Origin of the sequence: Tunturibacter empetritectus (genome assembly GCF_040358985.1) — a bacterium.
In the GTDB taxonomy this organism is placed as follows: Bacteria; Acidobacteriota; Terriglobia; order Terriglobales; family Acidobacteriaceae; genus Edaphobacter; species Edaphobacter empetritectus.
In genome coordinates, this window is the sequence record NZ_CP132932.1 from 3,955,140 (window position 1) to 3,972,525 (window position 17,386).

Here is a 17,386-nt window from a genome sequence, read left to right on the forward strand (position 1 = left end):
TTCAACAAGTGCAGCTTCAATGCGAGTGAGGATTGGATCTGGTGAACTTTTTTCGGGCTGCCTGGCGGAGTGTTTGGATGGTGGGGATGTTCGTGAGGTTCGGTGCGGAGTTGGCGCTGACGCGGCCGTCGACACGAGAGGCGCGGGCTGCTTGGCTGCATCGCTTTTGTGCGAGTGCGATGCGGGGGCTGGGGATTGAGATCAGTGTTGCGGGGAGTTTTCCTGAGCGCGGGGCGGTGATCTCGAATCACTTGAGCTATCTGGACATTGTGGTGTTTGCGGCGGTGCACCCTTGCGTGTTTGTGTCGAAGGCGGAGATTAAAAAATGGCCGGTGGTGGGGTGGATGACGACGATGTCGGGAACGGTTTATGTGGAGCGCGGGCATGGCGGGTCGGCCATGAGAGCGCGGGCGGGGATGCAGGCGGCGGTGGACGCGGGATTGCCGGTGGTGTTTTTTCCTGAGGGGACGACGAGCAATGGAAGCGGACTGTTGAAGTTTCATAGCGGGCTGCTGGCGCAGGCGATTGATGGTGGTGCTCCGGTTACTGCAGCTTGTCTTCGCTATGAACTTGGGGAAGACAACGGACCGGGTGTGAGCGTTGCGGATGACGTCTGCTACTGGGGCGACCGGAATATGCTGGGGCATGTCTTCACCTTTCTTGGGCTGCATGGGGTGAGCGCGAAGGTGCGGTTCGCAGAAAGGCCGATGGAGTTTTCGAGCGATGCGCTGCACCGGAAGCAGGCGGCTGTGGAGGCCAGGGCGGCGGTGGCTGCGTTGAGAACTAACACCTTTGGGGAAGGGGAGCAGGTGGCGGGGGAGATGCACCATTTTTGATTCAACGAATGTTCATTTGACGTGAACATTCTGTAACAGAAGAGGACGCAGACTGACATCGAACGCACCACAATCCTGGCTTGCAAGGAGAGTCGATGCTTACAGTCACTGAGTCTCGGTCTATCGCACTTCTTCCGAATAAGGCTGTGTCTCCGGAGCTGCCGTCGAAGAAGGATATTCGACTGGAGGCAGGAGATTATGTAGTGCGGCTGGCGTTGAGTGAGGGGGAGCGGGCCGCGGCGTACAGGCTGCGCTTTCTGGTGTTCAACCTGGAGATGAATGAAGGGTTGGAGTCGGCCTATGCCGATGGGTACGACAAAGATCACTTTGATGATGTGTGCGACCACATGATTGTGCAGGAGCGCAGCACGGGCGCGATTGTCGGGACATACCGGATGCAGATGGGGGATGTGGCGGGAAAGTACTTTGGGTACTACAGCGAACAGGAGTTCTGCTTCAAGCCTTATGAGGCGATGCGGGCACAGATTGTGGAACTGGGCCGGGCGTGCATCCACCGGGAGCATCGGTCGTCGGAGGTGCTGCATCTGCTGTGGAGGGGGATTGCGCGGTATGCGCTGGTGAATGGTGGGCGGTACATGATGGGGTGCTGCTCGCTGACGTCGCAGGATGCGGAGATGGGCCATGCTGTGTATGAGTCGCTGCGCGGCTGCATGGTGGAGCCTTCACTGTTGACGGTTGCTGCCGCTTCGTTTCGATTGCCGGCTGCGAAGGTTGAGATGACGGAGGTTCGCGCTCCGAAGCTGCTGCGGGCTTACCTGACGATTGGTGCGAAGATCTGCAGTGAGCCGGCGATCGATCGAGACTTCAAGACGATCGATTTTCTGACGCTGTTGGATCTGCAGACGCTGCATCCGAGGGTGGCGAAGAGATTTCTTGAGGGGTGCTGAGGTGAGGGTGGCGGTCGCTGTGTGGCGATTTTTGCGTTCGGTGCTGCGTGGCGTCTTGTTTGTGGGACTGTTGGCGGCGGCGGTGGTGGATTGCTGGATCCGGCACCCGAGGGTGGGGGCTGAGGGTGCGGTCTGGATTCATGGGTGGTGCCGGCGGATTGTGAGGGTGCTGGGGTTCGAGTGCATGGTGGAGGGGACGGTGCCGTCGAGCGGGGCGGTGGTGTCGAATCACCTGAGTTACCTGGATATTTTGCTGTACAGTTCGGTGCAGCCGTTCGTGATGGTGGCGAAGACGGAGGTGCGTGGATGGCCGCTGCTGGGCTGGCTGACGGCGCAGGCGGGGACGGTGTATGTGGAGCGGGGCGGTGGGCCGAAGACGTATCCGGGTGTGAATCGGGCGATGGCGGAGGCTTATCGGAGCGGCTTGCCGGTGCTGTTCTTTCCGGAGGGGACGACGACCGATGGTGCAGAGGTACTGCCGTTTCGGCGGGGGCTGTTTCACTCGGTGTTGAATGGTGGGGTTGCGCTGCGGGTTTCGGCGCTGCGGTATTCGCTTGATTCTCATGTAGTGAATGGAAGCGCGACGGTGGGTGAGGATGTGTGCTGGTGGGGGGACATGAAGTTTACGCCGCACATGTTCCGGTTTCTTGGGTTGAGGGGGCTGCGGGCGAAGATCAGGTTTGGGGAGGAGATTGTCGAGCGGGCGGACCGGTTTGTGCTGTCAGAGGCGGCGCAGGGGGTGGTGGCGGAGATGTATGAGGGGCTGGAGGTTGGGGTGAGTGTGTGGGAGCATGACTCCGAGTTGGTAGGAGCGCTTTAGGCGGTTGAGAGTTAGTTAGTGAAACCAAACGTGCAACAGCAAGAACAAAGGCGAATGCGGGGGTTCTTCGCTGCGCTCAGAATGACAAGCTTTTCCGTTCGACTCGCATCTGGTTCCTAACAGAACTCTCTTATGCAATGACGGGACCAGATGTCATTACGACTAAGGCAAGCTCTGATTAAGTACATAGCATTCCCTCAGCGACTAAAGTCGCATTGCTCGGTTCGATTTTGTGGCGGGACTAAAGTCCCGCCCTTTCAAAATAGAACTTGATCATGCGTTTCCTAGTCCTATCTGCTACTCACTATTCGACGGCGATCTGGGGGATTAGGGCGTTGAGGAGGTTGGTGAACTGTCTTTCTACGCGCTTGCCTGTCTCCATGACGTCCTCGTGGTCGATGGTGTCAGCGGTCTCGCGTCCATAGGCGGGGACTCCGGCGGCCATGTTGGTGACGAGGGAGAGACCGAGGACTTCGATGCCCATGTGGCGGGCGACGATGACCTCGTGGACGGTGGACATGCCGACGAGGTCGGCTCCCAGGGTGCGGAAGGCGCGGATCTCGGCGGGGGTCTCGAAGCTGGGGCCGAGGACAGCGAGGTAGACGCCTTCGGTGAGGAGGAACTCCTGGCGGGCAGCCTCTTCGATGGCGAGGGTGCGGAGGCGGAGCGAGTAGGCAGTGGACATATCGAAGAAGCGCTGGGCTGGGGTTTCGAGGACGGTGAAGCGGGGTTCGTTGGGGCCGAGGGCGGCGTTGGTTCCGGTGAGGTTGATGTGGTCGGAGATGGCGACGATGGAGCCCTGGGCGAGGGTGGTGCGGATGCCTCCGGCGGCGTTGGTGACGATGAGAGTTTTACATCCGAGGAGGCCGAGGACGCGGGTGGGGAAGGTGACCTGCTCCATGCTGTAGCCCTCGTAGGCGTGGACGCGGCCCTGCATGACGGCTACGGGGACGCCTGCGATCAGGCCGAGGACGAGGTGGCCGGAGTGGCCCTGGACGGTGGATTGGGGGAAGTGAGGGATGTCGGCGTAGGGGATGCGCGTGGCGGACTTGACGTGGGTGGCGAAGTTGCCGATACCGGAGCCGAGGATGATGCCGATGGCGGGCTGGAGCGGGGTCTTGCTGCGGATGCAGGCGGCGGCGGCCTGGGCCCTGGTGTAGAGGTCGGTCGTCTGGCTGGTCTCGCTCATTGCAGTCCTTGCAACTCCTGGTTATAGTTCCGAGGGGGGGTACCCCCCCTCATTACCGGCGTGTAACTTATTCAGAATCATAGACTTGCTGGCTATCTCTCCCTGCAAAATCGTCATAACAAAAGGGTTACGGCTAAATTCGTCCAGTCAAAGGACTTAGAGGCTCCTGCACAAAGCTGGCTCGATCCGGTTTCGGCAAAAATTCATACCTGTTATAAGTCTACCGAGTTGGAGTGGGTAAATGCGCCACGGTTTGGGGATTTATTTTTTGCGTGTTGAGAGTGCGGAAAGGCTGGATTGACGGTGGTTTTGTGGAGGTGAGGGCGGATTTATTTTGTTTTTTGGGTGTGCAGGGGGCTTGACAGGAAAAACACTAGTCGAGAGAGGCGGGTACGTGGTGAGAGACGGTGGCGGGAGGATGACGCTAAGGATTTTGCGGTGGTGCAGGAACGGCTACCAGAGCCTTGACCTTGTCGGTCAGTACACCGATGGATTGCGTGAAGGCAATCGCGGTCTTTGCTTTGTTGCTTCCGAGGTTGGCAGGCATGACGATCGAATAATAAAACTGATCATTCTTCGAAGCGGAGTAGATGGACAGCGTGAAGGTCGGGATATAGGCCTCCGTCGTGTCACTGGCTATGTTCACGTTCCCACCGGGTTTTATTATGGATTCATGGACGATGGTGCTTGAGCTGATGTCAAAGATAAGATCGGCCTGGCTCGGAGAGTCGACTAACTGGAAGTAGCCCCACTGCTTGAGGGACGCATACAGCTCATCGTAGGTGACGTTCGGTCCTCCAGGTATGAATTGGTTGAACCCGTGGTCAACACCTCCATTAGAAAGAAAGATCTTCTTGGCGGCTGTGACTTTCAATATCACTACTGGTGGGGGCGGCGGAGGGGGAGGCGGTGCCACTACCTGCTGCGCGCAGCCCACGGTAAGCAGAGTCAACAGGAGAGTGAGGCGCGGTAGAGGTTTACGAGTCATGAAGTTCAGAGGTTAGTTGCACAGAGAGAGAAGTACGTATGCGAACAGGACCAACGTTATTCGAAGTTGTGGGGGACTCTGCTAACTCTTTCGTGTTAGGACTCAGACTGCTTGACAGGAAAGCGGGAGGCGGGGCCTTGGGTGTAGTGTTCTGGAGACGATGAGAAGAGCGAAGTTTCAGCATGAACGTTCGATCCAACGAAGGAATGATCGGGCAAGGCTGATGGTTGGAGGGGTATGAGCTCTGCGGACGAGGTGGCGGGGGTGCTGGCTTCGATTCATGCGGAGTCGGGCGCGAGCCTGCTGGCGCTGGCGGAGGCTTCGCCTATGTTGCTGGTTTTTTTGCGACACTTTGGGTGCTCTTTTTGTCGTCAGGCGATCAGTGATGTTGCAGATCTTCGTGGTGAGTTGGCGCGGCGCGGGGTGAGACCGGTGTTTGTGCATCTGGGGACGCCGGAGCGTGCGAAGCCGTTCTTCGAGTATTACGGTCTGGGGGATGTGGAGCGGGTGAGCGATCCGGAGGCGGTGGTTTATCAACTGCCTGTGTTTGCGCTGCCGAGGATGCATCCGGCGCTGACGTTGTTGCAACCTTCGGTGTGGATTGGGTGGTTGAAGGGTGCGATCTTCAAGCATGGGATCGGGGCGATCAAAGAAGACGGCCATCAGATGCAAGGGCTCTTCTTTTTGAAGGGGCCTAAGATTGTGCGGCAGTTTCGGTATCGGACGATTGCGGATGAACCGGATTATCTGCGGCTGGTTGGGTGAGATCTTCAGGCTTCAGCTTCCTCTGCTTACCACGAGTTAGCCTTCGGCCAAGCGCAATCGAGCCTTCCTCTACATATTTGGCGTAGAAGTGCGCCGCTGTGAATGCGCTGACAAGATATGCGGAGATCACGATGGCCGAAGGAACTTTGGTGTAGAGCAGAGTGAAACAGAGAAACAGGGCCGTTCCATGCAGCAGGTAGAGGCTGTAGGAGATCTTGCCAAGGTAGACGAAGAAAAACCGGGAGAGCCAACCGCGAACGCGGCTGCAATCCGCGATAACAATGACGCCACAGGCTGCCAGAACGTTGATGAAGTTCTTACTTTCGCCCGCATAAAATCCTACGACCACCAGGCCAAGCAGCAGATAGCGCATGGGTGTGCCGATTCCACGAAACCACAAGTAGATCCGTTCTCTCTCCTTCGCGGCCAGGGCGCCTATCATGAAGGCTCCTGTGTACATCACAAGCCCACCAAAGTCACCGGGGAGCCGTGCTCCTTCGAAGCCCAGAGCAAGTGCAGCCGCTAAGCCGATCAGTGTTGGGCCACGTAAGGCCCAGCACAGTAAAGGAAAGAAGAACGAAATGGCCAATTCAAATTTTAGAGACCAAAAACCCATGCTAAGTGGCTGCGGAGTTACTCCACCACTGCCAAACACAAGTTGATGCAGAACGAGTTTTCGTGTGATCGGTTCATGCCAGGTATCGTAGTACGTCTGTGTCAGAGGGAGTTTGGCTCCGCCAAACTTTGAGGCGAAGTACGCTGCCAACAGAGCTACGCCGAGATATGGCAGATAAATCCGGCATAGACGGCGGGTCAGATATCGTCCATACGGCAGCTGCTTTCCAACCCAAAAAGGAAGCGAAAGGACATAGCCACTCAGGACAAAGAAGAGCACAACGCACTTCCCGCCAGCGAAGAGAGGACCGAAGATAAATGGAAGAGTAGCCCACGTCATGATTACGCGGACATGATTGAAGACCACCACAGTCGCGGCTAATCCTCTCAAGGCGTCCAGATGGTGCAGGCGTCCTACAGAGGAGCCGGAAGTCGTCAATTCTTGCATCAAGTCCTTTAAGGTGAGGCGGGTTAGCGACGCAGCCCAAGCTCCGCCCTCCAACCAAACTTGTCGTTGCCGATTAACTGCCGGTAGTGCTAGATAGCTTCGGTCGTCAAAGTCTATCGCGAAGCCTCCGCAACGTCGATGAATTCTTTGTTTCGAGAAGGAGCTGACGGCGATGCCGGGAATGAAACCAATTGCACAGAGAGCGGTACTCGTGAGGAAGGCAGCCAGGTCTAGAGGAGTTTGGCGATGACTAGGGTTAGGTCGTCGGTTTGCTCTTTGGGGCCGGCGAAGGTGGAGACGGCGTCAGCGATGTCGGTTACCAGGGTGGTGGCTGGCTCTGAACTTTTGTCCTGGATGAGTTTTGTAAGACGCTCGAACGAGAACTCTTCTTCGCTTTCGTTCTCCTGCTCGGTGACGCCGTCGGTGTAGAGGGCGAGGATGTCGCCGGGTTCGAGGGTGATGATCGTGTTCGAGAACTGGGTGTCGGGCAGGATGCCCATGATGGGGCCGGCTTCCTCGAGAAGCATGGATTGGGAGTTGCTGGTTCGCAGGAGCAGAGGTGGGTTGTGGCCTCCGCTGGCGTACTCCAGTATGCGGAGTTTCGTATTGAACCGGGCGTAGAACATGGTGACGAAGGTAGCGGGACGGGTGATTTGTTTGAGGCACTCGTCGAGATCTTTGAGGATTGCGGCTGGGCCGCTCAGCTCGTGCGCACGAAGACGCAGGGCAACGGCGAGAGAGGGCATGAGCAGAGAGGCGGCGGCGCCTTTGCCGGAGACGTCGGCTATGACGACATCGACTATTTCGTCGGAGATCTGGAAGAAGTCGTAATAGTCGCCACCGAGGAGCCGGGCGGTCTGCATGAAGGCAGCGAGCTCGAGCCCCGGAACGATAGGAGCTTTGGATAGCACCTGGCGCTGGACTTGTGCGGCGAGGAGGAGATCGTCTTCGTATTCGTCGCGTTGGCGGCGCACCTCGGCGGCAAGGCGGCCGCGTTGTTTTGCGATAAGGCTGACAAGAAACCCAACGATGAGAAAGCCGGCAAGGCTAATGATGAAGCGGACGATTCTGACGTGAGTGTTGTCGCCGATGGGGCCGAAGAACTCTTGCAAGATGGAACCCAGGACCGCGAGTCCGATGGTGATGGGAAGAGGGTTGATGAAGGCGCTGAGGGCGATGGGAAGGACGTAAAGATAGCCGAGGGAGATGTTGGCTACGACGATCCAGTCCGTGTAGGCGACGGAGACCACAGCGAGGACGACGACCAGGTTGAGCAGCCCAGTGGTCTTTATTTCTTCGGTTTGAACTTGTTGTTTGTACTCGGCAGTGTTTTTACTGCTTCTGAGGAATGCCATCGTGCTGAGCTCTCCTGTCTCTCCCGTTGTGACGCGCAGTTACTGCATTCTCTTCGTAACGCGATCCGTTGGGAGAGAAGCAGGATTGCGGAGAATTTTAGTGCAAAGGGTGGTTGGTCCGAAGTTTATTTGATAAGCATGGAGACGATGCTGGCGGACATGAGGTTGGCCATGGTTCCGGCGAGCATGGCGCGGAGGCCTAGCTGGGCGAGGTCGTTGCGGCGGTTGGGGACGAGTGCGCCGATGCCGCCGATCTGCATGCCGATGCTGCCTACGTTGGCGAAGCCGCAGAGGGCGAAGGTGGCGATGGAGAAGGTACGCGGGGCGAGGGTGGATTTGATGGCGCCGAGTTGGGTGAAGGCGACGAACTCGTTGATCATGGTGCGGGTGCCGAGGAGGTTGCCGATGGTGTGGGCGTCGTGCCAGGGGACGCCGATGAGCCAGGCGACGGGTGCTCCGATGACGCCGAGGATGGCGTTGAGGGAGTGGGGGAAGGGGATGTGGCCGTGGGCCCAAAGAAAGTTGGAGATGCCCAGCATGATGGCGTTGAAGAGGCCGACGAGAGCGACGAAGCTGATGAGCATGATGGCGACGTTGAAGGCGAGGCGGCCGCCGTCGATGGTGCCGCGGGCGACGGCGGCGATGAAGTTTTCGTTTTTGTGTTCTTCGTTGGGCGGCATGTGGACGGTGCCGATGGTGGCGGGGACTTCGGTTTCGGGGACGAGCATCTTGGCGACGAGGATGGTGCCGGGTGCGGTCATGATGACAGCGGAGAGGAGATCTTGGGCGTTAATGCCGAAGCTGATGTAAGCGGCCATGATGCCGCCGGAGACATGGGCCATGCCGGAGGTCATGATGACCATGAGTTCGGAGCGGGTGGCGCCGGCGAGGAAGGGACGGATGGTGAGGGGGGCTTCGGTCTGTCCCATGAAGATGCTGGCGGCGACGTTGGTGGATTCGGCGCCAGAGGTACCCATCGTCCGCTGCATGATCCATGCGACGACGCGGATGATGTACTGCATGAGGCCGACGTGGTACATGATGGCGAAGAAGGCGCTGACGAAGATGATGGTGGGGAGGACGGCGAAGGCGAGGACGGCGAAGGGGCGGCCGGGGATGCCGAGAGGACCGAAGACGAGGGAGGAGCCGTCGACGGAGTGTGCGAGGAGTGAGGTGATGACGTTCGAGATGTTGCGGAGGATGGCCTGGCCGGCGTTCCATTTGATGACGAGGAAGGCGAAGAGGATCTGCAGGCCGAGTCCCCAGGCCACGGTGCGCCAGCGGATGGCGCGGCGGTTGGTGGAGAAGGCATAGGCGAGGCCGAGGAAGGTGATGAGGCCGAGCAGACCGGTGAATCGGGACAAAGGCTTCGCTCCTGCTGCGGAGATGAACGCAGTTTGAATACTTTGGTTGAGTGTACCGGAGACGAAGTGCCTCGAGGGATCTCCTTTTCCGGGTGGTTCGATGGCTGGGTGAGCGGTAGAGAACAGACAACGGCGTGTGGTTTGAAAAGGGCGAGCGGTTTGGGCAGGGCGAAGTTCGTCGGGATCCTTCGCTGCGCTCAGGATGACAGCAACGACTTATTACGCGGGTTTCTCCCAGCAAAGACTTGATACGGGTCTCTCCCAGCGAAGGCTTGATACGGGCTTTTCCCAGCGAAGGCTTGATATGGGCCTCTTAGTTTGGTATCGGGCTTCGCCCGCATAATCTCCAGCGGAGTCAGGGAGGATCGGATTTCAGGTTGAAGTTTCGTGCGAGGCGGTGGAGGTACTTGGGGTGGATGCCGAGGGTGCGTGCGGCTTCAGGGTAGCTTCCTTTGGCGTCTTGAAGGGCGTTGAGGATCATCTCCTTTTTTGATTCGTTCAGGACGTCGTGGTACTTGGCTCCTGCGAGTTTTGCGGACTGCTGCTCGAGGATGATAGTGGGAAGGTCTTCGGCGAGGATCTCTTCGGTGAGGCCGAGGACGATGGCGTGCTCGATGGCGTTCTCGAGTTCGCGGACGTTGCCGGGCCAGCTGTAGCCGAGCAGCAGGGAGCGTGCTTCGGAGGAGATGCCTTTGAAGGGGCGCTTGTTTTTCTGTGCGTACTTTGAGGCGAAGTAAAGGGCGAGCAGGGGGATGTCTTCGCTGTGTTCGCGCAGCGGGGGGACGGAGACGGAGACTACGTTGAGACGGTAGTAGAGGTCCTGGCGAAACTCTTTGGACTTGATGGCCAGCTCGAGATCCTTGTTGGTTGCAGCGAGGACGCGGGCTTTGAAGGGGACGGAGTGGGTTCCGCCGACGCGCTCGAACTCTCTTTGCTGGAGGACGCGGAGAAGCTTGGCCTGCATGGGAGGAGCGAGTTCGCCGATCTCGTCGAGGAAGAGGGTTCCGTCTTCGGCGGATTCGAGTTTGCCCTTGCGCATGCCGAGTGCTCCGGTGTAGGCGCCCTTCTCGTGGCCGAAGAGCTCGCTTTCGAGCAGCGTCTCGGGGATGGCGGCGCAGTTGATGGCGATGAAGGGAAGTTCGCTTCTTGGGCTGCTCTGGTGGATGGAGCGTGCGATGACCTCTTTGCCGGTGCCGCTCTCGCCGCGAATGAGGACGGTGGCGTCGCTCTGTGCGACGCGGGAGATGAAGTCGCTGACCTGGCGGATCTGGCGGCTTTCGCCGACGAGGTTGGTGGCGGTGTTGAGCTGCCGTTTCAGCTTTGAGTTTTCTGAGCGCAGGGAATCGAGGGCGAGGATGTTTTCGAGGGTTACGGCTGCGATTCGGGACGCGGAGTCGAGGAAGTAGAGGTGGTCTTCAGCGAAGGGCGGGGCGGGCGGGAGAGAGGTGAGATAGAGGACGCCGATGGTTCGTTCTATGGCGACCAGCGGCAGGCAGAGGATGTTCTGGGTTTCGCCTTCGTCTGGATTTGCGTCGGTCTGGACGGCTGTACGCTCCCAGAATGCGCGATGAACGATGTCTTTTTTGATTTCCAGATTTGAGGTCGCACCGGTAAGGCGGTTCCAGGTGCAGATTTCAAGCGATTCTTCTTCGAAGTCGGTGAGCAGAACTACGGCTCCTTCGTCTGCAGGTACGACTTCAAAGATGAGTTGCAGCAGTTCGCGCTGGAGAAGCTGAGCGTCGCGGATGGAGTTGATGACGTTACTGATTCCGAAGAGGGCAGTGAGGTCGCGAGCCATGCGTCCGACTCCAACTCCCAGTTGCGGGAGCCCTGCGGGAGGCGCGACTTTTTTTGTTTCGGACGATGGGCTTGAAGAGAAGTCGGTTGAGCGTCTTCTGGGAGTAGCGGGTTCGTCTTCGTGTGTGAGATAGAGGAAGCTGGCGCTGCCGATGCGGATGGTGTCGCCGTGATCCAGGGATCGGCGCAGGACGGGCATCCCATTGACGAAGGTGCCGCATCTGCTGTCGAGGTCGACGAGCTCATATTGGCTATTTTGGCCCTGACTGTTTTGGCTCAGGCTGTTCTGCCATTCGACAGGTTGGATGGTGCAGTGTTTTCGAGAGACCGCCGGGTCGGCGAGGCATAGCTGGTTTACTTCGAGTCGGCCAACCGAGATGGGGCTGTCGCTCAGCTCACGAACGGTTCCGGTCAGCGAGCCGGAGATGGCAAGGAGCCGCGGTTTCATCGGGCCTCCGTTGAAGGTGAGTGTAGCTGAATTGGCCGGGTGACCGCGATTCCGGGCACGAGCCGGGACACGATTCGGGGCACGGGAGCCGATTGGATACCGCGGGGAACCATTCGGATACCAGAAGAGTGATTGTTGGGCGAGCGTCGCCGGCTTGCGAGCCGGGTTTGCGATCCCATCTTGTTGCAAATAAAAATGAGCTGCGGATTGTCCGGAGTTTGGCGCGGTTTGGCCATGCGGTTGCATTCTATTCGGGCGTAACAACAAGCTCCGGAGAGAACGAAATCCAGAGACCAATCGGGACCTGAGAGAGAAATCTCACAAAGGAGATCGTCATGAAAAACCTTACTGCAATCGCACTCTTCGTCGCCGCCGGTATCGCCACCGCTGGTAGCGCCATGGCCCAGGATCATAAGGTCACGGCAAGTGTTCCTTTCAACTTCACGGTGAATGGCCGCACGCTGCCTGCCGGGAACTACACGATCGGTAACGACAGCAACTCGCCGCGGATGCTGACTATTGCGGACCGTCAGAAGGGTGTTGCCTTGATGGCGATCACGGTTCCTGATAACAGTTCCTCAGCAGACAACAAGCTGGTCTTTCATCACTACGGGAACCAGTACTTCCTGAGTGAGATTCGCACAGCGAATGGATCAATGAGCTGCCACCTGACGACTTCGAAGCAGGAGAAGCGGGCCAGGACTCAGGCGCAGGAAGAAGCGTCCGTACGCGTCAATAGCGATGTTCTGATTGCTCTCAAATAGTTTGTGCTTTGCGTGAGTAGGACCCGGCGATGAAAATCTCCGGGTCCACTTTTTTGGGGGCTGGGAGTTAGGTGCTCTTCGTGATGACTTCGCGGAGGAGCGGCTGGAGTTGGGGCGGGTTGGGGGCGATGTGGAGGGTGTCGCGGAGCATGCTCTCGGGTTCGTCGAGGAGCGAGAGGTCTTCGCTGAAGAGTGTGACTAGAGGTTGACCGGCTTTGATCGGGTCGCCGAGCTTGGCGTGCATCTCGATGCCAGCGTGGGCGCTGACGGGATCGCCGGGTTTGGCTCGGCCTGCACCGAGACGCTGAACGGCCCAGCCTACTTGTTTGCAGTCCATGGAGGCGAGGTATCCGGAGTGGGTGGCGGTGAGGGTGCGCGAGGCGGTGTAGAGGTGGTGGGCGGCGGGGTCGTGGAAGAGGGAGACGTCGCCGCACTGGGTGGCTACGACTCTGATCCATGCTTTGAAGGCTGCGCCGCTGAGGAGGATCTCGTCGGAGAGCTTAGCTCCTGCTTCGGGAGTGGGGGCTTTACCTGCGAGATGAAGCATCCAGCCGGCGAGGAGGTTGGAGAGTTGGATGAGGTCGGCGGAGAGGGGGTGGCGATCTTCGATGCTGGTAGCTCGCAGGATGTCGACGCACTCCCAGACTTCGATCCAGTTGCCGGAGAAGCGGCCGAGGGGCTCGTCGTGACTGGTGAGGAGGGCGACGGTGCGGGTACCGGAGGCTTCGCCGGTCTGGACCATGAGTTCAGCGAGGAGCTTGGACTGGTCGTAGGTGGGCATGAAGGCGCCGCTGCCGGTTTTTACGTCGAGGACGAGGGCGTTGAGGTCTTCGGCTAGTTTTTTGCTCATGATGCTGGCGCAGATGAGGTAGGGAGATTCGACGGTGCCGGTGTGGTCGCGGAGGGCGTAGAGGATACGGTCGGCGGGGACGAGATGCGGGGTTTGTCCGACGAGGGCTGCGCCGCACTTTTCGAGCGTGAGGAGGAGTTGGTCGAGGGTGAGCTGGGTGTTGAAGCCGGGGATGGTTTCGAGCTTGTCGAGGGTGCCACCGGTGTGGCCGAGGCTGCGGCCGGAGATCATGGGCACGCAGATGCCAGGGATACCGTTGGCGTTGGGCGAGGTTAGGCCTGCGGCAGCGAGGATGGGGGCGATGAGGAGGGAGGTCTTGTCGCCGACGCCGCCGGTGGAGTGCTTGTCGATGGTGAAGCTGTGGAGGGGGGCGGCGTCGAAGGTCTCCCCGGAGTAGCGCATGGCGGTGGTGAGGGTGGCGAGCTCTTGTGGGTTGAGGCCGTGGTGGAAGACGGCCATGAGGAAGGCGGCGATCTGGGCGTCGGTGACGAGTTGTTTTTGTGGCGTGCGTTGAACGAGGGCGTGGATGAAGGCCTGGATCTCTGCGTCGCTGAGGGCGCGGCCGTCGCGCTTGTGGAGGACGATGTCGATGGGATGGATGGTCTGGGTCATTTTGGGATCAGCTTTTAGAGGACGAAGGCGGCGGGTAGGAGCTCGGCGATGGTGGCCTGGGCGGTGGCGCCGGCTTCGGCTGGGTAGAAGACGATGGTGTCGGGGGTGCTGAACTCGTGGATGGTCTGGCGGCAGGCTCCGCAGGGCTGACTCGCGGTGTCGTTGAGGTTGGCGACGGCGATGGCGCGGATGCGGATGCCGGGGCCTCGGAGGGCGACGGCGGAGGTGATGGCGGTCTGCTCGGCGCAGGTGGTGAGGCGGTAGGAGGCGTTTTCGACGTTGCAGCCGGTTACGATGGTACCGTCGGTGAGGAGGAGGGCGGCGCCGACGCGGAAGTTGCTGTAGGGTGCGTAGGCGTGGTGCGCGACGGCGGCGGCTTGCTGCTGGAGGGCGGCGATTTGTGCTGGCGTGAGGGCGCTGGGTGAGGCGGCGGAGAGTTCGGAGGACATGATGTGAGTGAGGCTATCGGGTGCGGAGGGCGATAGCAAGTGGCGGGCGCCTCATGGTTACCGTTCCACGCCCGATATAGGTTGTGTGGACGAGCTAACCAAAGAATTTATTGCGGAGAGCCAGGAGGGTCTGGACCGGATGGAGCGGTGCCTGACCGAGCTGGAGATGCGGCCTGACGATGCTGGATTGCTGGGGGAGATCTTCCGCGCCGTCCATACGATCAAGGGGACGACGGGATTTCTGGGATTCGATCGGCTTGAGAAGCTGGCGCATGCTGGAGAGCATCTGCTGGGGTCGCTGCGGGATGGCAGGCTGGAGGTGAACTCGGATCTGATCAGCGGATTGCTTCGTCTGATGGATGGACTGCGGGCGATTCTGGTGCTGATCGAGGAGACCGGGAGCGAGGGGACTCGGGCGGGCGATGAGGATGGAGAGCTGATCGCTGAGCTGGCGAGGTTGAATGGGCAGGTGCCTGCAGAGCTGCCGGAGATCGAGGCTCCACAGATTGCCCTGGTGGAGACGACGAAGAGTGAGGGTGTTGCGCCGGTCGCTTCGAATAGCGGAGCATCTTCGACCTTGCAGCCGCCTGCGTTGCAGCCGACTGTCGTGACTGAGAAGGCGAGCGCGGACAAGACGCTGCGGATCGATGTGGATGTGCTGAACCGCATGATGAACCTGGTGGGCGAGCTGGTGTTGACGCGCAACCAGATGCTGCAGAGTGGGATGGAGGCGGCGAACTTTCCTGAGCTGGCGCGGCGGCTGGATAGCGTTACGGCGGATCTGCGCGAGACGGTGATGCAGGCTCGGATGCAGCCGGTGGGGAATCTGTTTGGGAAGTTTCCGCGGATGGTGCGGGATCTTGCGAGGACGTGCGGACGCGAGGTGCGGGTTGAGTTTAGCGGGCAGGAGACGGGGCTGGATAAGAGCCTGCTCGAGGCGATTAAAGATCCGCTGACCCATGCTGTGAGAAATGCCGTCGATCATGGGATCGAGTCGCCTGCAGACCGTGTGCTGGCGGGGAAGTCGGCTGAGGGTTGTCTGAGGCTGAAGGCGTTCCACCAGAGCGGATCGGTGGTGATTGAGATTGAAGACGATGGCGCCGGGATTCCGATTGAGCGAGTACTGCAGAAGGCGATTGAACGCAATCTGGTAACGGCGGAAGATGCTGCGGGGATGTCGGAGCGGGAGGCGTTGCAGCTTATTTTTCTGCCGGGATTTTCGACGGCCGCTGCGGTGACTACGGTCTCCGGGCGCGGTGTCGGCATGGATGTGGTGCGGGCCAACGTGGAAAAGGTTGGCGGGAGCGTTGAGGTCGAGTCTCGCAGGGGAATAGGGACTACGTTGCGCCTGCGGGTGCCGCTGACGCTGGCGATCGTTCCTTCGCTGGTGGTGAAGAGCGGGGGACAGGCGTTTGCGCTGCCGCAGAGCACGCTGGTGGAGCTGGTGGATATTCCGGAGCGTGAGTTTGCGCAGGTGGTGCAGCGGATCGGTTCGTCGGAGTTGTATCGGCTGCGAGAACGTTTGTTGCCGATGGTTTGGCTTGATCGGTTGCTGGGGTTGGAGGCGGATAATCCGGACCAGTCGAAGGGACACTACCTGGCGGTGCTGGAGGCGGAGGGCTGCAGGTACGGGCTGGTGGTCGATGACCTGATGTCTCCCGAGGAGATTGTGGTGAAGCCGCTGTCGCCGGTGCTGCGGGAGATCGGCTTGTTTTCTGGCGCGACGGTGCTGGGCAATGGAACGCTGGCTTTGATTCTGGATATCGGTGCAACTGCGGCGCGAGCTGGAGTGAAGCCGATCGAAGAGGAGGTCTCTGGAATCGGCGCTGGCGAGGCTGCGGTGCTGGAGGATGCGGGAATCTCGTTCCTGATCTTTGAGGATCGGGTGAGAGAGCGAACGGCGCTGCCGCTGGATGTGGTGGAGCGAATTGAGAGCGTGCCGCTGGGACAGATTGAGTATGCGGGGGGGCGTCCGTTGCTGCAGTATCGCGGCGAACTGCTGCCGCTGAGGGATGAAGGTGGTGTGCTGATGGAGTTGGAGTCTGTCCGGCAGGTGGGCGAAGAGACGATGGTGACGGTGCTGATCTGCGGCGATGCCAGCGTGGGAGGAGCGCAGCGTGGAGGAATTGTGGTGCGGCAGGTTCTAGATGTTTCGACGGGAACCTTGATCGATCAGGGTGAGGCGAGCCATGAGACGGGGATGGAGCTTGCCCTGGTGAAGGAGAAGCTGACGCAGGTTCATCGTGAGTTTGGTGTGAAGGCGAAGGCCGCCTGGCAGGAGGTTGCGTGAAGATAGCCGGTCGGGAGAAGGCGGACGCGATTCAGGATGAGAGTGATGCAGTCTCGCTTTGTTCGTTTTACGCGGGCAGTGAGATGTTCGGCATCGATACAAGGAAGATACGCGAGGTGCTGGGGGAGAGGGATCTGCAGCGGGTGCCGATGTCGCCTGCGTTTATCGCGGGCGTTGTCCCTTATCGCGGCGAGGTGCTGACGACGGTGAATCTTCGGGCGCTGTTGGGGATGGAGGCGCACTCCGGCAGATGCTGCGTGCTGGTGATGGCGGAGGACGAGGCTGCGGAGCGGTTTGGGCTGGTGGTGGATGCGGTGGGCGGAGTGGTGACGGTGAGCCGCCGCGCGTTAGAAGACAATCCCTGCACCTTGGAGGCGAGGGGCAAATGGTTGTTCGATGGAGCCTACAAGATGGACGCGGGCTTGATGGTGCAGCTGGATCCGCGGAAGCTGTCGCCGTCGCGCCTGTCGGAGGTGGGATTGTTCAAGAGCAGTTCGAATGGAGGCATAGATGCGAGCCCTGATCGTTGATGATTCAAGTTTTATCAGAGAGTATCTGCGGCACCTGCTGGGCCGGATGGATGTGGTGTGTGAAGAGGCGAAGGATGGGAGCGACGCGCTGGCTGTACTTCGGGCGGAGGAGTCATTCGACCTGATGCTGCTGGATGTGAACATGCCGGTGATGAACGGGCTGGAGTGCGTGAAGAAGTTGCGCGAGGCTAAGCTTGGGCCAGAGATGAAGGTGATGATGGTGACGACCGAGGCCGATCACTCGTTTATCACGACGGCGCTGGACAATGGCGCAGATGAGTTTCTGATGAAGCCGTTTACTCCGGAGAGCCTTCGGGAGAAGATGCTTCTGCTTGGCGTCATCGCAGCTTGACGTTGT

Annotated in this window: 16 protein-coding genes; 8 read left to right on the plus strand and 8 right to left on the minus strand. The window is 59.6% G+C overall.

The annotated features are described in order from the left end of the window. Positions 1-41: 41 nt before the first annotated feature. The 3 genes from RBB75_RS16485 to RBB75_RS16495 all read left to right on the plus strand — a co-directional run bounded on the left by RBB75_RS16485 (position 42) and on the right by RBB75_RS16495 (position 2,564). The gene (locus RBB75_RS16485) at positions 42-836 is read left to right on the plus strand and encodes a lysophospholipid acyltransferase family protein (RefSeq protein WP_353068699.1); all 795 of its coding nucleotides are present in this window, start codon (positions 42-44) and stop codon (positions 834-836) included. Between the two features lie 95 nt (positions 837-931). Continuing rightward, a complete protein-coding gene (locus RBB75_RS16490) occupies positions 932-1,744 on the plus strand; it encodes a GNAT family N-acetyltransferase (RefSeq protein WP_353068700.1) in 813 nt (270 codons plus the stop codon). Beyond that, positions 1,731-2,564 carry a lysophospholipid acyltransferase family protein gene (locus tag RBB75_RS16495; protein ID WP_353068701.1) on the plus strand — a complete coding sequence of 278 codons (834 nt, stop codon included), beginning with the start codon at positions 1,731-1,733 and terminating at the stop codon, positions 2,562-2,564. Before RBB75_RS16490 ends, RBB75_RS16495 begins: the two co-directional genes overlap by 14 nt. A 304-nt stretch (positions 2,565-2,868) precedes the next feature. Here the strand turns inward: RBB75_RS16495 and RBB75_RS16500 are convergent, their stop codons facing one another. Both RBB75_RS16500 and RBB75_RS16505 read right to left on the minus strand, forming a co-directional pair. Further along, positions 2,869-3,753: a purine-nucleoside phosphorylase gene (locus RBB75_RS16500; protein ID WP_179637777.1), complete on the minus strand. Its 885-nt coding sequence runs from the start codon at positions 3,751-3,753 to the stop codon at positions 2,869-2,871. Between the two features lie 424 nt (positions 3,754-4,177). Beyond that, the gene (locus RBB75_RS16505; protein ID WP_257030899.1) at positions 4,178-4,627 is read right to left on the minus strand and encodes a hypothetical protein; all 450 of its coding nucleotides are present in this window, start codon (positions 4,625-4,627) and stop codon (positions 4,178-4,180) included. Positions 4,628-4,978: 351 nt separating this feature from the next. Here RBB75_RS16505 and RBB75_RS16510 point away from each other — a divergent pair, with 351 nt between their 5' ends. After that, positions 4,979-5,506 (plus strand): redoxin domain-containing protein, encoded by a 528-nt coding sequence (locus tag RBB75_RS16510; RefSeq protein WP_179637778.1) that lies wholly within the window; start codon positions 4,979-4,981, stop codon positions 5,504-5,506. On the opposite strand, the gene RBB75_RS16515 is transcribed toward RBB75_RS16510, so the two are convergent. From RBB75_RS16515 to RBB75_RS16530, 4 genes are all read right to left on the minus strand, one after another. Further along, positions 5,436-6,569: an acyltransferase family protein gene (locus RBB75_RS16515; RefSeq protein ID WP_179637779.1), complete on the minus strand. Its 1,134-nt coding sequence runs from the start codon at positions 6,567-6,569 to the stop codon at positions 5,436-5,438. The genes RBB75_RS16510 and RBB75_RS16515 overlap by 71 nt on opposite strands. Positions 6,570-6,799: 230 nt before the next feature. Further along, positions 6,800-7,924: a PP2C family protein-serine/threonine phosphatase gene (locus tag RBB75_RS16520; RefSeq protein WP_353068702.1), complete on the minus strand. Its 1,125-nt coding sequence runs from the start codon at positions 7,922-7,924 to the stop codon at positions 6,800-6,802. A gap of 125 nt (positions 7,925-8,049) precedes the next feature. Further along, positions 8,050-9,288 (minus strand): NupC/NupG family nucleoside CNT transporter, encoded by a 1,239-nt coding sequence (locus RBB75_RS16525; protein WP_353068703.1) that lies wholly within the window; start codon positions 9,286-9,288, stop codon positions 8,050-8,052. A 355-nt stretch (positions 9,289-9,643) separates the two neighbouring features. Next, positions 9,644-11,533, minus strand: coding sequence for a sigma 54-interacting transcriptional regulator (locus RBB75_RS16530; protein ID WP_353068704.1), 1,890 nt, complete (start codon positions 11,531-11,533; stop codon positions 9,644-9,646). Positions 11,534-11,868: 335 nt separating this feature from the next. On the opposite strand from RBB75_RS16530, the gene RBB75_RS16535 reads away from it, so the two are divergent. Next, entirely contained in the window at positions 11,869-12,297 is a 429-nt protein-coding gene (locus tag RBB75_RS16535) for a hypothetical protein (RefSeq protein ID WP_353068705.1), read from the plus strand. Positions 12,298-12,364: 67 nt separating this feature from the next. Here the strand turns inward: RBB75_RS16535 and RBB75_RS16540 are convergent, their stop codons facing one another. Both RBB75_RS16540 and cdd read right to left on the minus strand, forming a co-directional pair. Further along, a complete protein-coding gene (locus RBB75_RS16540; protein WP_353068706.1) occupies positions 12,365-13,759 on the minus strand; it encodes a thymidine phosphorylase in 1,395 nt (464 codons plus the stop codon). Positions 13,760-13,773: 14 nt separating this feature from the next. Then, positions 13,774-14,247, minus strand: coding sequence for a cytidine deaminase (gene cdd / locus RBB75_RS16545; protein ID WP_434557140.1), 474 nt, complete (start codon positions 14,245-14,247; stop codon positions 13,774-13,776). Positions 14,248-14,293: 46 nt separating this feature from the next. Here cdd and RBB75_RS16550 point away from each other — a divergent pair, with 46 nt between their 5' ends. Genes RBB75_RS16550 through RBB75_RS16560 form a run of 3 tightly spaced genes read left to right on the plus strand, consistent with a single transcriptional unit; the run spans position 14,294 to position 17,380 of the window. After that, positions 14,294-16,498 carry a chemotaxis protein CheA gene (locus tag RBB75_RS16550; RefSeq protein WP_353068707.1) on the plus strand — a complete coding sequence of 735 codons (2,205 nt, stop codon included), beginning with the start codon at positions 14,294-14,296 and terminating at the stop codon, positions 16,496-16,498. Further along, positions 16,495-17,028, plus strand: a complete 534-nt coding sequence (locus RBB75_RS16555) for a chemotaxis protein CheW (protein WP_353068708.1) — start codon at positions 16,495-16,497, stop codon at positions 17,026-17,028. Before RBB75_RS16550 ends, RBB75_RS16555 begins: the two co-directional genes overlap by 4 nt. Beyond that, the gene (locus tag RBB75_RS16560; RefSeq protein ID WP_179584514.1) at positions 17,009-17,380 is read left to right on the plus strand and encodes a response regulator; all 372 of its coding nucleotides are present in this window, start codon (positions 17,009-17,011) and stop codon (positions 17,378-17,380) included. Before RBB75_RS16555 ends, RBB75_RS16560 begins: the two co-directional genes overlap by 20 nt. The last annotated feature ends 6 nt before the right edge of the window (positions 17,381-17,386 follow it).

Coding starts and splice junctions, on each gene's coding strand:
- RBB75_RS16540 (WP_353068706.1), bottom strand. CDS start 13,759: ATGACCCAGACCATCCATCCCATCGACATCGTCCTCCACAAGCGCGAC.
- RBB75_RS16535 (WP_353068705.1), top strand. CDS start 11,869: ATGAAAAACCTTACTGCAATCGCACTCTTCGTCGCCGCCGGTATCGCC.
- RBB75_RS16490 (WP_353068700.1), top strand. CDS start 932: ATGCTTACAGTCACTGAGTCTCGGTCTATCGCACTTCTTCCGAATAAG.
- RBB75_RS16510 (WP_179637778.1), top strand. CDS start 4,979: ATGAGCTCTGCGGACGAGGTGGCGGGGGTGCTGGCTTCGATTCATGCG.
- RBB75_RS16520 (WP_353068702.1), bottom strand. CDS start 7,924: ATGGCATTCCTCAGAAGCAGTAAAAACACTGCCGAGTACAAACAACAA.
- RBB75_RS16515 (WP_179637779.1), bottom strand. CDS start 6,569: ATGCAAGAATTGACGACTTCCGGCTCCTCTGTAGGACGCCTGCACCAT.
- RBB75_RS16560 (WP_179584514.1), top strand. CDS start 17,009: ATGCGAGCCCTGATCGTTGATGATTCAAGTTTTATCAGAGAGTATCTG.
- RBB75_RS16530 (WP_353068704.1), bottom strand. CDS start 11,533: ATGAAACCGCGGCTCCTTGCCATCTCCGGCTCGCTGACCGGAACCGTT.
- RBB75_RS16500 (WP_179637777.1), bottom strand. CDS start 3,753: ATGAGCGAGACCAGCCAGACGACCGACCTCTACACCAGGGCCCAGGCC.